The sequence below is a fragment of the Butyrivibrio proteoclasticus genome, assembly GCF_900115735.1.
In the GTDB taxonomy this organism is placed as follows: Bacteria; Bacillota; Clostridia; order Lachnospirales; family Lachnospiraceae; genus Butyrivibrio; species Butyrivibrio proteoclasticus_B.
This window is the reverse complement of the sequence record NZ_FOXO01000008.1, coordinates 61,963-77,103: the sequence shown is the minus strand read 5'-3', so window position 1 is coordinate 77,103 and position 15,141 is coordinate 61,963. Positions and strand designations below refer to the sequence as shown.

Genomic DNA, 15,141 nt, shown 5'->3' with positions numbered 1-15,141 from the left:
ACAGTATTATGCATCAATAATGAAGAAAAAAGAGAGTATTCTCGCATAAGATTTTGTTTATGCCAGATTGCTCTCTTTTTGCTGTTTACGATTGTTTTTTCCAACTGCAAATATTAATTACACTCCAAACAGAACCTGGTAAAAGAGCTTTTTCGTCTTCTCTTTTCCTATGGCCTTGATGAAGACATTTGTTGAAGGGCCACCGTTTTCAATCAGGTCATTTACGTAGTTCAGAGTCTTTTGCTTTTTTAGTGCAACATCACTAACCACAGCATAAGGCAGACTCAAATATGTCTCCAGATACTCTTTTGCAAGTGCATTAAATGTTGAAGACAATTTCTTTTTTCCCTTAAAGGACATACAACCTGAAAGCTTGATGTCATCATACCAATGCTTTCCCGTATCCCTGTAAGGAAGATAGTCATACTTTGATACCAATGCTTCAAGCCTGTCCAGATTGTCTAATGTATCAGTATCAGCCACAGTATCGAAAAGCTCTGCAATCATAATATCATTCCCCATGACCTTTATCCTGTCATAGGATAAAAGAGGCAGATCAGCCTCAGATGGCGTAAATATTATGGTATCCATTTTCATGAGACCAAATAAGCCTTTAGCCGTCATTACAGATATATGCCCAAGATTTTTAGCTTCATAGGCCTTTATATCAAAGCACATGCCATTGATCTTTAATCCATCATACTCTGAAGTATTTACAGGTTCCAACTCATAATGAGTTTTTATAATCTTAATCAGTTCATCCAGACAAGTCATAGCCAGCCTCACTTTCCAAGTACAAGGTCAGCAATTCCGGCCTTATTCATGACTATCACGCCATAGAATAGAAGTCCCTGTCCAACTATGTTTATCATCTGGGCAATCCAGTTCATGTAGCTCTGAGTAAAATCTTTGGATGAGAGATATCCCATTGCAAGTGAACAGAGAAAAGATATAACCGGTATAAAATCTACGATTCCCATTGTGATTGAATAATTTTTCATATGTAACCCCCAAGATGTCAAAAATCAGCCTGCTGCCTTTTTGTTTAAATGATAAATCGGAACAAACGGAAGAATGATAGGTGTGCTGTCAGCGTATCTATTATATTCAACATCATTGCCATAACGTGCCATCTGGCGCTTTTCAAGGCGCTGAGCCCCGTTGAACATGATATAAACGATGCAGACATATGCTATTATGGCCATAAGCCACTGTCCAAGTCCCTGATAAGTTGTGATTCCTGCAACAAATACCCCTGTCCAGAAAATAATCTCCCCAAGATAATTCGGACATCTGACAATTTTGTAAAGTCCTTTGGTTGCTACCATATCAGGTCTTTCCTTTTTCTGGTCTGATTTCTGTTTATCTGCAAGTGACTCGAGTCCAAGTCCAAAGACAGAAATCAGCATTCCAATTACAGGAACGGCCACATCCTTTGAGCCATTTGCATATCTAAATAGCATCGGGCTTACCTGCGCAGTATAAAGAACAGCAACAAATACCCATATTGCAACGCTCACAAATAAAGGAATTTTCTTATCATTTCCGGTTGCTTCCTTTAAGGTCTTACGATATGCCGCATTTTTTATCTCTCTTATCAAAAGAAATCCGGACAAACGTGCGCCATAGGCAAGAAACAAAGCAGCCTGTAAAATAGCAAGAACAACAACTCCTTCTGACCAGCCATACTTCAAAGACATAATTAAAATAGTTATGCCGCCACCGGCAATTGCAAATCCATATCCAATAGACAGAAAGTACACATATTTATAGAAGCCCACTGCACTTAGTACAGCGCAGACAAGGCAGATTATAAGTAATGAATTCCAATACATAAATTATTCCTCCAAGTGAAAATACCTGCCACTTTCATCAGACGTCAAAGTTGTCTTTTATATATTCAGCAAAGCTCATATCTCCATATTTGGTTGAACCTACCATATCCTGAGATAAAGTAAACTTTGAGAAGCGTATGATTGCTTCTTTTCCGTTCTTTTTGAGCTTATTCACAAATGCAAGTACATCAAAGAGCCAAGTGGGTGCCTTCTTGATCACAGGCTCTTTTCCTGCTGCCTTAAAGCACATTGTTGCGATTTCCTCATAGGTGTAAGTCTCTTTTCCGCCTACATCATAAATCTTGTTGTCATCAAGCATATGCTTTACGATGAAATCAGCAAAATCTTCAGTTGAAATAACGTTGCAGCTTACAGGTGTTTTTCCAAGAAGATTAACAGCGCCCTTTTCAACCATTGGTCTGAATACTTTTACAATGTCGTAAAAATAGCCTGTTGGTCTGTGAATAACATATGAAAGGCCGCTGTCTTTGAGCTTTTGCTCGAAAAGATATTTTGCATGTACCATAGGTACTTTTTCAGGGGCCTGATCTGCTCTTATTACTGAAATATATGTAAAATGCTTAACTCCTGCTTTTTTTGCTTCATTTAAAATATTGAGGTTTCCCTGATAATCGATATCATAGTTGGAAATTGTAGCAGATCCCTTTGTAAGACCCACTGTTGTAATGACTGCATCTGCGCTATCGCATGTGCCCGAAAGTGTTTCAGGTTTTGTTACATCTACCTTTGTAAAAGAATATTTGCCATTAAGCTCAATATCTCTCTGCATCATATCAAGTGCAACAACTTCATGCCCTTCCTTTAACAGAGCTTTGAATATATCTGCGCCCAAATTTCCATAAGCGCCTGCAAGTACAACCTTCATTTTTATCTCCTCCACGTCATGTATTATTTTTTCTTCTTTTCCTGAGCACGCTTGTCGTTGATTATCTTCATGTGCTCCTCAGTTACTAATTCAACATTATTTTCTCTAGCCCACTCAACGCAGCCTTTAAGCGCAGCAGGTAGAAAAACTCTGGGCACTCCCAAAAGGCATTTAAGCGCATCATCAGTAAACTTTACCTTGTCATCTGCTCTTTCTGCAGCGTAGCGAACAGAAGCAAGTGATGCTTCACGGACCTGTAAAAGCTCCGCTCTCATTCTTCTCTTTCTGTGGAACCAGAAATTCTTGGAATCCCTGTAGCCATAATCCACAGGTAGTGGTGGAAAATCCCTTGCTGTGACGCCATTGATGATGGCATCACGGTATCTCTTTTTCATAAGGATCTTGTCAATTCTTAAGATGAAGTGGGCACCGAACTTACTGGTTATGCCATTAAAATCATGATATGGACCTTCATAACCTTCAAGCTGACCGGGAGCATCGTTTGAAGCTCCATCAAGATCTCTCATCCATGTGCACTCGATTACTTCTATGGCATCTGTCATAACCATCGGACGCACTTCTTTAGGATTTTCTTCCTGAATAAGACTCTTTTCCAATTTGAAATTACACTTTGGCATCTTCTCAGATGGCTTGTCACCAGGCCATGAAAGCTTAACTGCCTCGTGAAAATTCTTGGGATTATCATCGATAAAGTTGATAGCACACTTACCGGTACGCAGAATGTTCTGGGCTGTGTTAGATGAATTACGGCAATTAAGAAGCATTGCATAATAATCCTTACCGGCTACATAATATGGCTGAATCAGGGAATACGGTCCCAGATTAGTTGATCCGTCTTCGCACAAAGTGCTGATAAGAACAGTAGGCATCGGAAAAAACAGTGATGTCTGATAAAAATTGTCTACGATTCGCAAGTTTTCAAAGCTACTCATTTCATACCCTCCGCTTTTGTAATATATAACTAAAAAAGCGCTTCCCCATCTTTGCGCCTTTCTAATTTAAAAGAATTCTAAAAATTCCGGCCTGCTTCTCAAATGGAACATCCTCAAGTGTCCAAAAAAGCAACGACTCTGCGATATGCCCTGCCATAAAATCCGGATCATCATATTTTTCCCCTGTACAAACAGGCATTATAATTCCCGCAAGAACTCCTCGCAGTTGTGCATGCCTTTCAGTAAAAACTGCTGAATAGACCGATGCAGCATCTTTATCTTTAAAAAGGAAACTGTATTTATCTATAAAGACCTTGAGATAATCATGGATTCCCTCAATAAAAATAAGAGCATCCGAAGTGTCCAGCTTTTTCATCTGCAGAGTACAGGCTATCCAGTCTTCAAGCATGAATGAAGATATCAGCATGTCTTTTGACTGAAAATAATTGTACATTGTTCCAACACCAATACCGCATGCTGTAGCCACAGAGCGGATTGTTGTCTTCGAATAGCCATTTTCAAAAAGCTGTCTTTTTGCCTCAGCTATTATTTGTTCTTTGAGGTTTTCTATAATCTTTGGCATACTTATTATTCCTGTGTTAAAAAAGTCAAATATAGCAAATTATGCTATGGGTTATTTTTTATGAACATGTTCGTTTAAATAATAACAATCTATAATATAAAAATCAATATCACGCTAAAAATACGATTATTTTCGGAGATGTCAACAAATTCCATGTGCTCTTTTTGGTAGAAATTAAAAGAGAGGCCATAACGACCTCTCTTTATCACTTAAAACTCTCCATGGTTTTTGCGAACTCTGACATGTATTTTTCATTATCAATCTCAGATAGTTTTCCTCTTTTTTCAAAACACTAAATTTCACTATCATTATCGGTTTATTATTATGCTACAATATGTTTTATGAATACGCAAAACATAAATCCAATAACTAAACTTGATTACCCGGATCCTGATGTTATCTACGTTGACGGTGCCTACTATATGGTCAGCACCACAATGTATTTCATGCCCGGCTGTGAAATTTTAAGGTCCTATGACCTTGTGAACTGGGAACACGCCTGTTATGTCTTATACAGACTTGACAGCACTCCTGCCCAGAAGCTTTTTGGAAAAGAAAATATCTACGGCCAGGGAATGTGGGCTGCAAGCCTCCGCTACAATAAAGGCTTATTCTACATTTGCTTTGTTGCCAACGACACCCATAAAACCTATATTTTCACTTCTGCTTCAATTGAAGGTCCTTGGGAGAAGTATACTCTCGAAGGTTTCTATCACGATAATTCCATTCTTTTCGATGATGATGGCAGGGTTTATATCGTGTATGGCAATAAGAATATCTTCATAAAAAAGCTCGCAATTTCAGGAGAAAGGCTTTCAGATTCTGATACACACGATACAGAAAAACTGATAATATCAGATGCCGATGACGCATATCTTGGCTATGAGGGTTCTCATTTTTACAAGATAAATGGAAAATACTATATTTTACTGATTCACATTCCAAAATCAACAGGGAAGCGCACTGAAAGCTGCTTTATTTCAGATTCGCCTTTTGGTCCCTACACCGGAAAAGATGTCTGTGATGATGACAGAAACTACCGCTCCTCAGGCGTAGCCCAGGGCGGAATAATTAAGACTCCAAATGGTAAATGGTATGGAATGCTCTTTCAGGACAGCGGTGCTGTAGGCAGAATACCTATACTTATGCCTGTGACCTGGGATGGAGATTATCCGGTCTTTGGAGATAACGGCCACATCCCTGAGTCTTTTGACATTGAAGATTTGAAACCGGGCCACTGCTATAACCCGCTTGTTTCAAGCGATGACTTTAAGACTGAGTATTCTCTTCAGGGAAATTCTTCATTTGGTTTTAAGCCATGCTGGCAATTTAACCATGAACCTGACTTATCACTCATAAAAAGAAATCTTACAGATGGAACAGTTACTATAACAACTGATAAGCTATCATCCAACCTGATGCAGGCTAAAAATACACTGACTCAGAGAACTCTTTTCCCGGGCTGTAGCAGCACGGTCATCGTCAATGGTTCAGAGCTGAAAGATGGTGACTACGCCGGTCTTTGCGTTTTGGAAAGCTGTTATGGCTTCATAGCTATAACAAAGCGCCATGATTCATACTATCTTGTCATGGGCAAAAGAGATATCATCACAGGTGGTATTTTGGGCGAGCGCCACGATGACGAGCCTTTTGATGAAATGGAATGCATCAGAATTGAAGATTCTGTAGTCAGATTGCAATCGCATGTTGAATTTAGAGATGACACCGCAGAATTTAGCTACTACGAAAAAATAAGTGATACCTCGCCTAAAAAGCTCGGTATCACTCATAAATTACAGTTCAAGCTTGACCATTTTACCGGTGCAAGATTTGGCCTGTTCATATACAGCACCAAATCCTTTGGTGGAAGTGCTTCTTTTTCAGATTTTAAATATCAGGCATAAATATTATGACTGTCATAAAAAATGTGAGCTATCTTCTCAATGATAGATAACTTCAAGAGAAGGCTCTTTTACTGGGTTCGTCAGCGCAGCGTTGCCGCTAACCGGCTTAAACTCTGCTGACGGATCCAAAGCATCGCTCTTATAAAGAGGTATCCCTTCTCCAGCCATAAATGCCTCTACATACTCTTCAATAGTCCTTATGGGATGCTCAAATCCCATTCCACCCATATTCTTTAATCCAAAATTGTGAATATCAGAGCCCGCAGCCATTCTCATATTGTTCTCCACTGCATACTGATATCCAAGAGCATTCTGGTAGTCCGGGTTTGATGCGTTGTAAACCTCAGCACCGTCGCAGACATTTTTTGTAAGGTGTATAGCCTTTAAGTAATCTCTTTCTCTGTAGGGATGCGCATGGATCATTATCGCCCCCGCTTCATGAACTGTCTTATAGACTTCGTATCTGTCTTTTTCCATTATGTCAGGGTTTTCTAAGAGCCAGTTTTTATCCACTCCATAAAGAAGGTATTCATCCCCTTCAAAGTTATACTCTATTCCAAAAAGTACAACGAAATCATCGCCTGCAACTGCCCTTGCATGCTCATACCCCTTGCAGTACAATTCAACTCTTTTCTCCCACGGAAGATCTTTGGGTACAGCGCTGTTTCCATTAAAAAAGTGATCTGTAACAATGATACCGCTGTAGCCAAGTTTTTTCATGTAGTCAATATAATTGACTCCCGGCGTAGATGAGCAGGCACTTCCCTCGATAGTGTGTAAATGTGTTTCAAAAATATACATGATTAATTCCCCAAAAAATATTTTCTTTTCAAAAATAACCCTTTAAGATTATAATATAGCTTCACGTTAATTTGGGAGGAAAAAGATATGAAATCACCGGCAGAAATTGCTACAAGATATGAGGCTGCAGGATCAGCCAAATCATCCGCACCCTTTGGAAAAACTCTTTTACTTGGAATAATGGCAGGAGCATTTATTGCACTTGGCGGACTTGGAAGCCAGATTGCTTCCTGTTTTGCTTCTGACCCATCATCTGCAAGAATGATCAGTTCAGTTGTATTCCCTATAGGTCTTTTCATGGTACTTATTGGTGGTGCCGAACTCTTTACAGGAAACTGTCTTATAACAATCCCTGTTCTTTCAGGTAAAGCCAAACTTTCAGGAATGCTCAAAAACTGGGTAATCGTTTATTTCGGAAACATGATTGGAGGCTTTATCATAGCGGCTCTTGCTACTTTCAGTCACATTTACTCTTTTGGTGACAATGCACTGGCTATGTCAGTCGTAAATACAGCCATTACAAAGTCGAACATCAGCTTCACAGATGGCCTCCTACGAGGAATCCTCTGTAACGTTTTAGTCTGCATGGCAGTATGGTGCTCATTTGCAGCTGATGAACTTGCAGGAAAGGTATTTGCTCTCTGGCTTCCGGTAATGCTCTTTATTATCTGCGGATTTGAGCACTGCGTAGCCAACATGTACTTCATTCCGGCCGGGCTTCTCACATCAGCCTTTTACGGTATTTCCGGTGATGGTCTATCGCTTGCAGGTTTCTTTATAACAAACCTCATTCCTGTAACCATCGGAAACATCATAGGTGGCGGCCTCTGCGTCGGAGCAGTATACTACGCTGCCTACCTCAAAAAATAATAGCCATAATACCATTTGCTATGCATTCTTGAATCAACAATTCAAGAATGCATCAACCAAGCCAATTTAAATCGACTTCGTCGATGAGGCTTGGTTGACTCTTAACTCATATTCTCACGAAATCCGCAGTATATGCGGATTTCTGGAATTTAGTTCAAGAAGTCATCATTAACTGAATGGTATCTGATACCCTAAAAAAGCACCTGCATTATGCAAGTGCTTTTTTTATAATCAATACGCTCCGTCCTGGCCGAAGATGGCTGGGAACGTACGAAATATAAGCTCTATATCTTTTGCTATGCTCATGTCCTCAATGTACCTAAGATCAAGTTCTACCCACTTATCCCATTTGATCTTTGCTCTGCCACACACCTGCCAGTAACAGGTAAGTCCTGGCTTTACAATGGTTCTCTGCTTTTCATACGCGTTACATTCTTCCATTTGGGTAGTAAGTATTGGTCTTGGTCCTACAATACTCATATCGCCTTTGATAACATTGAAAAGCTGAGGCAGTTCATCTATGGAATATCGTCTGATAAACTTGCCAACATGAGTAACTCTTGGGTCATTTTTTATCTTGAACGCATGTCCTGTCTGCTCGTTCTGTGACTGCATCCTTTCAAACTGGGATTCAGCGTTTTTGTACATGCTTCTGAACTTGTAAATCTTAAAACTTTTCATATCTTTGCCAGCTCTTTGCTGGGTAAAGAAAACAGGTCCGCCATCTTCAAGAAAAATGGCAATCGCCGTCAATATAAACACTGGAGAGAGGATAATCAACGCAACGCTGGATGCGACTATATCAAACACCCTCTTTATCCATTTATAAATGTTGGGCTTATGATCATAGATTTCCTGAAAATTAAGCTCAATTATCTTTTTACCAGCCAAAACCCGTTCTACTCTTACCGGTACCGTTAAAGCTTTTGCCATGTATTAGCCCCCTCATAGGTCGAAAAATAACAGCTTTTCTTTAGTATCAATTTGTCGCGTAAGCAAGAACCGGAACTCTTATAAATGCTATCGTGCCATGTCTTGTCATATTAACAACGACATGGTCCTTTCTTGTCTCAACAACAGGAAGTTGTATCCATTTGCTTCCCTGAAGCTGATAAACTGCGATATTGTCTCCTTCATTTACTCCACTTACATAGAAGTTAACCTTCGCTGTCTTAAATGCAGCTCCGGGAGAACTTGTATTTACAATGCCGAGAAGTTCTCCACCAAGACCAGCTGAGAAGCCGCTAGCTGCTGTAACCTGCCCACCTTCAGCAGGAGTAAGAACAAATGTCACATTGCTCTTTCCGCCGTTGATTTCAACGTGTCCACCCTGTCCAACAATTGTTGATCCGTAGCCGACAATATTATTTCTCTTATAAAAATCATTTGCATTTGAAGAACTTCCTCCACCTGAGCTGCCAGAACCACCGGATGACCCTGAGCTCTTTCCGCCACCTGCATAGATAGCATTGGTAAGATTCTGAACTTCAGTTGTAAGCTTGGCAAGCTGAGCTGTATTTACGTATAGTTCTTCTTCATACTCTGTAAGCTTTTTTTCATACTCAGCCATCTCGTTATTCAGCTCTTGTATTTTTTGGGTATTAGTACTCTGACTGCTCTCAAGCTTTTTTTCATACTCAGCCATCTTGTTATACAGCTCTTGTATTTTTTGGGTATTAGTACTCTCACTGCTCTCAAGCTTTTTTTCATACTCAGCCATCTTGTTATTCAGCTCTTGTATTTTTTGGGTATTAGTACTCTCACTGCTCTCAAGCTTTGCAATCTCCTCCTTGAGACTCAGGATCTTTTCCTGCGTGGTTACTACATTTTCTCGCAATGTAGCAACACTTTCACGAAGAGTTGTTATCTCCTTTTTTGAGCTGCTTTCACTGTCCTTTATAGCTTTTTCAAGGGTCGACTGCATCTCTTCAATCTGCTCCATCAGGTCATCTGTAGTAACACTATTTGATCCCGTACTATTAGTACTGTCTGCTGCACATACATTTAATGATGAGCCTGCAAGCAAGACACCTGCAACTGTGAGAGCAAGAATTCTCTTCATAATAATTTGCCTCCATACACTTTCACACAAAACACACCTTAGCTATCTTTATCCAACATGAAACGCGCCTTTTACGGCTCTTTTGCCAACTCATGGATTACTCCAACCTATTAAGGAAAAGTCCTCTTCCGGATTTCCCCAGTCAACTTCCCGATCAATCTTACCTGCCGCATCTCCTATCAGACATCCGATCACCACAATCTGTCTGTCGCTATCGTCCGATGTAAATGTCAAAAGAAAATGACTTGGTTCAAGGCCTGTTTCCCATCCGGGTCTTATGTTTTTGCTCATAGTTCTTCCGGAATAAATCTCATCAATGAACTGCTGGCAGCCTGACGCATAGGAAAAATCGTACTGTTCCAAGAGCCTTGTGTTTTCTCTGGTATAAGCCGCAATAATATAATAAATCAGGGAATTTCCTTCCATATATACATGTATGTACTGCTGATCTTCAAAATAACTTCTGTCAAGGAATTTGCTCAGTTCCTCTGTTGGTACTCCATGGACTACTTCGTTAAAATCACACATATCAGACATATTGGCAGCTTCTATATAATAGCTCCCAGCGGCATCAGGCTCTTTAGCCACATTATGAGTGGCATAGAAACTGTCATCACCATCAGCATTCTGAAGAAGTGGTCCATTGATCGAAGTCCCGGGAACATAAATCCACGCAAAGATGTCTCTGTTGTCATTTTTTAGTTTTGCTAAATCTATGAGTGGTCCGCCGTTCTCTGAAGTACCGACAATTTCCCTGTTTTGCCCACACCCTGTTACTATCAGCAAAAAAAGCAATGCCAAAAAAAGACTTTTAACAGCTTTCCTGTATATATCAATATATCGTCTAGTTTTATTCATTAATTTAGCCCGCTACATCAATTTTTTCATAAAAAATGTCTATTATCGTTTTATAAAGATCATCATCATCTACATAAAACTCTTCGAACTTTCCATTTTTCACGTTTTCACCTTTTATAGTAATAATGTCATCAGAACTAAAGCTAAATGAAGAGATATATGGTGCCAGATAGCTTATCTCATCTGCAGTTATATTGGTCACCATTTTGTTGTTTATAGCCGAAAAGAGCTCCACCGCCGCATTGTTATTCTCCTTGGTTGTCTCTCTTGCAGCATCTATAAATCCCTTAAGATACTGTCTCTGTCTCTCAAGTCTATTCTCATTTGAGCCAAAAACATGTACATCTCTGGCTTTAACATAGTAAAAAGCGCTATCTCCTACCAGATGGACCTGTGCTCCCTCTTTCAGCGATTTATCCCATTTGGTAAGGTCCTCCAAAACAGTTACATCAACACCTCCAACCTGATCATTTATTATCGGGATGGCGCTCATATTAATAGCCGCATAGCCATGAATCGGAAGCTGGTAAAACATATTTGAAACAGCTTTGACCTGATAACCACAGCTCTCTTCCATACCATTTCCAAAGCCATGCTGTGTTGCAATCTGTGCTATAACAGTTGTCATGTATCTTCCATATTCATCGTAAACATCTACGTCGGTCATGCTGTTTCTATTAATTCCAATTACTTTTATTGACTTATCACGTGGATTCAGTACCAAAAGAAACAACGCATCTGCCTGCCCTCCATCAGTTCCTTCTTCAACCTTTACAACTGTTTCATCATCTTTATCAATTCCCATTATCAAAAAAGTTGTAATATCATCATTGTAATCGTAGACATTTCCATTGTATTGAACCCAGTCATCTTCCCAATAAGTACCTGTGTTTTCATATGCAGACATATCCATCTGCGTCATCATAGGTGTTGATGTCGCAGATTTAGAAACAAGATTTGATTTTCCAAGTATTCTCATTACTTCAAATCCGGCAAATCCGAGAGTCGTTACCGTCATCAGAACTGCCCAGATTATGATAAAAACCTTACCTGCTCCTCGCATTTCAATCGCTCCTAGTTGCCACTTTCTGTTGATATGCCCTCTGTTGAAACTCCCTCACTGCTTTCTTGGTCTGCCTCACTTTCGACATTAAGCCCCATATTACTAAAAAGACTATCCTCCATAACTTCCACGGTATCTCCATTATTTTCCATATCTTTTATATCCGCCGGAAATACTCTGGACTGTTTTGTCACATTTCCGCTATAATCTGCAACAGCGTAGTATACAACCGCTGTACCGGCTTCCCTGTTCAAAACTACTTTTTCCACAACGATTCTATCAGTAAGGTCTCCATCAACGGAATCATACGCATTTATTCCAACAAGCAGATCCTTATCTTCAGTCGATGAATCGTAAGTCAGATTAAGAGCCGAAAACCTGAACTCAGGTGCTATCCTGTCACTTCTTCCGTAGGCAAGCACAATAAGCGCTATCAGCACCCCACTCAATATGGTAAAAAGTATTCCTAAAATGTTTCCTTTCACCTGCTCCTCCAATAAAAATCAGTCTTTTCTGGTAACACCGGCAAGATAATTCAGTTCCTCAAGATCATCATCGTCAGGTGGCGATGGCTCTGCCGGCTTAGGCCTTGGCTGGTTTTCAGCTGTATCCTCGCCGTATTTTCCGTAGTACTTGCCATAATACTTACCATAATACTTGCCATAATAATTCCCATAATGGCCATAATAGCCTTTTCCGGAAATATCAACTTTATTAAGTACAACTCCCAGAATCTTAGCTCCTGCTTTATCCAGCTGATCTTTTACCCTCTGAACAAATCTATAGCTTATTGAATTGCTCTCAATTACCATCACTGTGCCGTCACACAGTTTTGACACAACGGCCGCGTCAATAACACTTCCAAGAGGCGGAGTGTCTATTATCACGTAGTCAAAGACCTGTTTCATGTTTTCAAGTACTTTCTCAAAAATCTTTCCCCCAAGAAGTTCACTTGGATTGGGTGGTACAGGTCCACTAAATACAACATAAAGATTTGGCGTATCCGTCTCACAGATAACACTCGAAAGTCTCTCTCTTCCTACAAGACAGTGGGTAAGTCCAAGTCTGACTGATCCTGTTCTGTACCTTCCGACAAGTACTGACTTTCTCATATCTGCATCTACAAGAATTGTCTTTTTTCCAGCCTCTGCGAAAGCTCTTGCAAGAGCCATGGCAACAGTTGTTTTCCCTTCACCGGGCGTACAGCTTGTCACAGAAATGATTCTCACATTCTGACCACTGAACTCAATGTTGCTTCGCAAGGTCTTGTATGCTTCTTTTATCTGATAATTGTTTTCTGACTGGCTAAAATGAAGCTTCGCGCTCTGCATATAACCCCCAATTTATTTTTTCTTGGCGTTCTTCTTTGCCTTTTTCTTATCCTGTTCCTCAACTGTCAAAGGAACCAGTGCCAATGTGCTAAGACCAAGATATCTTTCCACATCATCGTTACTCTTTATTGTGTCATCCAAAAGGTACCCAAGTATTACAAAAAAGGCCATGATCACAGCTCCGATAAATCCGGAAAAAGCAGCCCATTTTCCCACACTTGGACTTGCCTTTTCAGTAGGAACATTGGCAGTTTCCGCCACATTGATAGCGTCAATATCCATAACGTTTGTGATATGTTCACTTGCGACCTCGCGGATACAGTTTGCAATCTTCATGGCCATCAATGGATCTTCATCTTTGACTGTAATAGCAACAATTCTGGTATCAGATGGAGTATCTACCCTCAAAACATCCGCCAGATCCTTATAGTCCATTTCAATAAGATTAAGCCTCTGTATAACCTCTTCTAAAACATATCTGCTCTTAATAAGCTCTGCATAGTCCTGAGTGAGCTGCGTAGATATCTGCACGTCCGAATATGTAACTGTTTGATTTTCTTCTTTGTTAAGTATGTAAATCTTAGTTGTGGACTCATAAATAGGATGCAGCACAAATTTACTTACAAACAATCCCGCTAGGGCAAAAAATATCCCCGAGCTTATGATTAAAAACGCTCTTCCTAAAAGGATTGCAAACAGTTCCCCAAGATTAATTTCAATAATGTCATCTCTTTTGTTCACACTAAATCTCCCTGACGCTAATTATCAGTTGCGAAGTTTAGATCATCTTATTTTCAAGTACTCTTACAGGATTTTCCCAAAATATCTTTTGTCCATATTCAGCACCTATTTTTTTATCTACATAATTCCTGCAATCTTGTAAAAGCGGCGCTCTTTTTTGGGTATCATGCGCATCGGATGCAACAAAATGAACAAGGTGTTTTTTTAATAGTTTCTTCGTAAAATGAGCAATTCCAAAACCATATTTTCCCATTACGCTTGATGCATTTACCTGTATATAACATCCCATACTTATAAGTTCTTCTATATAAGAAGGGTGCGATACTATTTCACTATATCTTTCTACATGGGCAATAATGGGAATATACCCTGCCCCCAAAATCTGATATATGGCATTATGAATTGCTTTATAGGGATTGGTTGGATGAAACTCAACAAGTACATAATCTGATCCAGCCAGGGTACATATCTTCCCCTCTTCAAGCTCTTCAAAGGCCGTTTCACTGTAGTATATTTCGTTTCCGGAATAAAGATTTATCCTTAAGCCAATTTCTTTAGCCTGACTTTTTAGAGATTCTTTGTAAGCTTCATTATGTGCAGGGCTTACATTGTGATGCATAGGTTTGTGATGCGGTGTCAGGATCATGGCTTCAATGCCGTCTTTTTCTGCTATCTGCAACATTTTAAGACTCGTTTCCATATCAGGCGAACCATCATCAACTCCTGGCATTACATGACAATGAATATCAATACAAGTCTGCATTTAACATCTACCTTTTTAGCTGTAGTATACTAAAAAATATCACACGATTTCGTTTGGCCGTACAATTATATATGATATTTCAAATCAATTATACACCTTTATTTTCAGGCGTATCAACATAAGGGGGTAATTTATAAAATTTTAACCAATCTGTTGAACATCCAAAAAATGCTTATTCTTGATGATGAATTTTCTTGATGATAAACTGTAAAATGCAATATGGATAGCATCCAAGATTACAGTATGAACGAGCAAAGGAGAACAATCATGATTCCACAGGATCCCGTAATGCTACTTAGTTTTATCAACATGAAACTCAGAGATGAATATGGAAATCTCGAAGCGCTTTCTGAAGGCCTTGATATTTCAAATGATGAATTACAAGAAATAGTATCCAAGCTAAATGCTATCGGTTACACATATGATAAAGCCAATAATAAATTTTCATAACAGCATTTGACATTATCATTTTCTGTGTTATAGTTGTAATA

General features: G+C 39.5%; 18 protein-coding genes. 3 read left to right on the top strand and 15 right to left on the bottom strand.

Annotation, left to right across the window (positions count from 1 at the left end):
- Positions 1-117 precede the first annotated feature (117 nt).
- From BM146_RS06745 to BM146_RS06720, 6 genes are all read right to left on the bottom strand, one after another.
- Positions 118-774, bottom strand: a complete 657-nt coding sequence (locus tag BM146_RS06745; RefSeq protein ID WP_074886264.1) for a hypothetical protein — start codon at positions 772-774, stop codon at positions 118-120.
- A gap of 8 nt (positions 775-782) precedes the next feature.
- Complete coding sequence (locus BM146_RS06740; RefSeq protein WP_074886261.1) at positions 783-1,001, bottom strand: hypothetical protein; 219 nt, start codon at positions 999-1,001, stop codon at positions 783-785.
- 24 nt (positions 1,002-1,025) lie between these two features.
- Entirely contained in the window at positions 1,026-1,835 is an 810-nt protein-coding gene (locus BM146_RS06735) for a DUF1295 domain-containing protein (protein WP_074886258.1), read from the bottom strand.
- A 37-nt stretch (positions 1,836-1,872) separates the two neighbouring features.
- A complete protein-coding gene (locus BM146_RS06730) occupies positions 1,873-2,721 on the bottom strand; it encodes an SDR family oxidoreductase (RefSeq protein WP_074886254.1) in 849 nt (282 codons plus the stop codon).
- A gap of 23 nt (positions 2,722-2,744) precedes the next feature.
- Entirely contained in the window at positions 2,745-3,674 is a 930-nt protein-coding gene (locus BM146_RS06725; RefSeq protein ID WP_074886251.1) for a hypothetical protein, read from the bottom strand.
- Positions 3,675-3,735: 61 nt separating this feature from the next.
- Entirely contained in the window at positions 3,736-4,257 is a 522-nt protein-coding gene (locus tag BM146_RS06720; RefSeq protein WP_074886248.1) for a TetR/AcrR family transcriptional regulator, read from the bottom strand.
- A 341-nt stretch (positions 4,258-4,598) separates the two neighbouring features.
- Between BM146_RS06720 and BM146_RS06715 the strand changes: the two genes are divergently transcribed.
- Entirely contained in the window at positions 4,599-6,161 is a 1,563-nt protein-coding gene (locus BM146_RS06715; RefSeq protein ID WP_074886244.1) for a glycoside hydrolase family 43 protein, read from the top strand.
- Positions 6,162-6,197: 36 nt separating this feature from the next.
- Here BM146_RS06715 and BM146_RS06710 read toward each other — a convergent pair whose 3' ends face one another.
- Entirely contained in the window at positions 6,198-6,962 is a 765-nt protein-coding gene (locus BM146_RS06710; protein WP_074886240.1) for a PHP domain-containing protein, read from the bottom strand.
- An 87-nt stretch (positions 6,963-7,049) separates the two neighbouring features.
- Between BM146_RS06710 and BM146_RS06705 the strand changes: the two genes are divergently transcribed.
- The gene (locus tag BM146_RS06705; RefSeq protein WP_074886237.1) at positions 7,050-7,832 is read left to right on the top strand and encodes a formate/nitrite transporter family protein; all 783 of its coding nucleotides are present in this window, start codon (positions 7,050-7,052) and stop codon (positions 7,830-7,832) included.
- 231 nt (positions 7,833-8,063) lie between these two features.
- Here BM146_RS06705 and BM146_RS06700 read toward each other — a convergent pair whose 3' ends face one another.
- From BM146_RS06700 to BM146_RS06665, 8 genes are all read right to left on the bottom strand, one after another.
- Positions 8,064-8,765 (bottom strand): sugar transferase, encoded by a 702-nt coding sequence (locus BM146_RS06700; protein ID WP_074886236.1) that lies wholly within the window; start codon positions 8,763-8,765, stop codon positions 8,064-8,066.
- 46 nt (positions 8,766-8,811) lie between these two features.
- On the bottom strand, positions 8,812-9,894 hold the full coding sequence (locus BM146_RS06695) for a coiled-coil domain-containing protein (RefSeq protein WP_074886233.1): 1,083 nt from the start codon (positions 9,892-9,894) through the stop codon (positions 8,812-8,814).
- A 90-nt stretch (positions 9,895-9,984) separates the two neighbouring features.
- Complete coding sequence (locus BM146_RS06690; protein WP_074886230.1) at positions 9,985-10,752, bottom strand: class B sortase; 768 nt, start codon at positions 10,750-10,752, stop codon at positions 9,985-9,987.
- Positions 10,753-10,756: 4 nt separating this feature from the next.
- Positions 10,757-11,815, bottom strand: coding sequence for an LCP family protein (locus BM146_RS06685; RefSeq protein WP_074886227.1), 1,059 nt, complete (start codon positions 11,813-11,815; stop codon positions 10,757-10,759).
- Between the two features lie 11 nt (positions 11,816-11,826).
- Positions 11,827-12,300, bottom strand: a complete 474-nt coding sequence (locus BM146_RS06680) for a DUF5011/hyalin repeat domain-containing protein (RefSeq protein WP_074886224.1) — start codon at positions 12,298-12,300, stop codon at positions 11,827-11,829.
- 18 nt (positions 12,301-12,318) lie between these two features.
- Entirely contained in the window at positions 12,319-13,146 is an 828-nt protein-coding gene (locus tag BM146_RS06675; protein WP_074886221.1) for a polysaccharide biosynthesis tyrosine autokinase, read from the bottom strand.
- A 12-nt stretch (positions 13,147-13,158) separates the two neighbouring features.
- Entirely contained in the window at positions 13,159-13,887 is a 729-nt protein-coding gene (locus tag BM146_RS06670) for a YveK family protein (RefSeq protein ID WP_074886218.1), read from the bottom strand.
- A 37-nt stretch (positions 13,888-13,924) separates the two neighbouring features.
- Entirely contained in the window at positions 13,925-14,650 is a 726-nt protein-coding gene (locus BM146_RS06665; RefSeq protein WP_074886216.1) for a CpsB/CapC family capsule biosynthesis tyrosine phosphatase, read from the bottom strand.
- 267 nt (positions 14,651-14,917) lie between these two features.
- Between BM146_RS06665 and BM146_RS06660 the strand changes: the two genes are divergently transcribed.
- On the top strand, positions 14,918-15,100 hold the full coding sequence (locus BM146_RS06660) for a DUF4250 domain-containing protein (RefSeq protein ID WP_074886213.1): 183 nt from the start codon (positions 14,918-14,920) through the stop codon (positions 15,098-15,100).
- Positions 15,101-15,141: the final 41 nt, after the last annotated feature.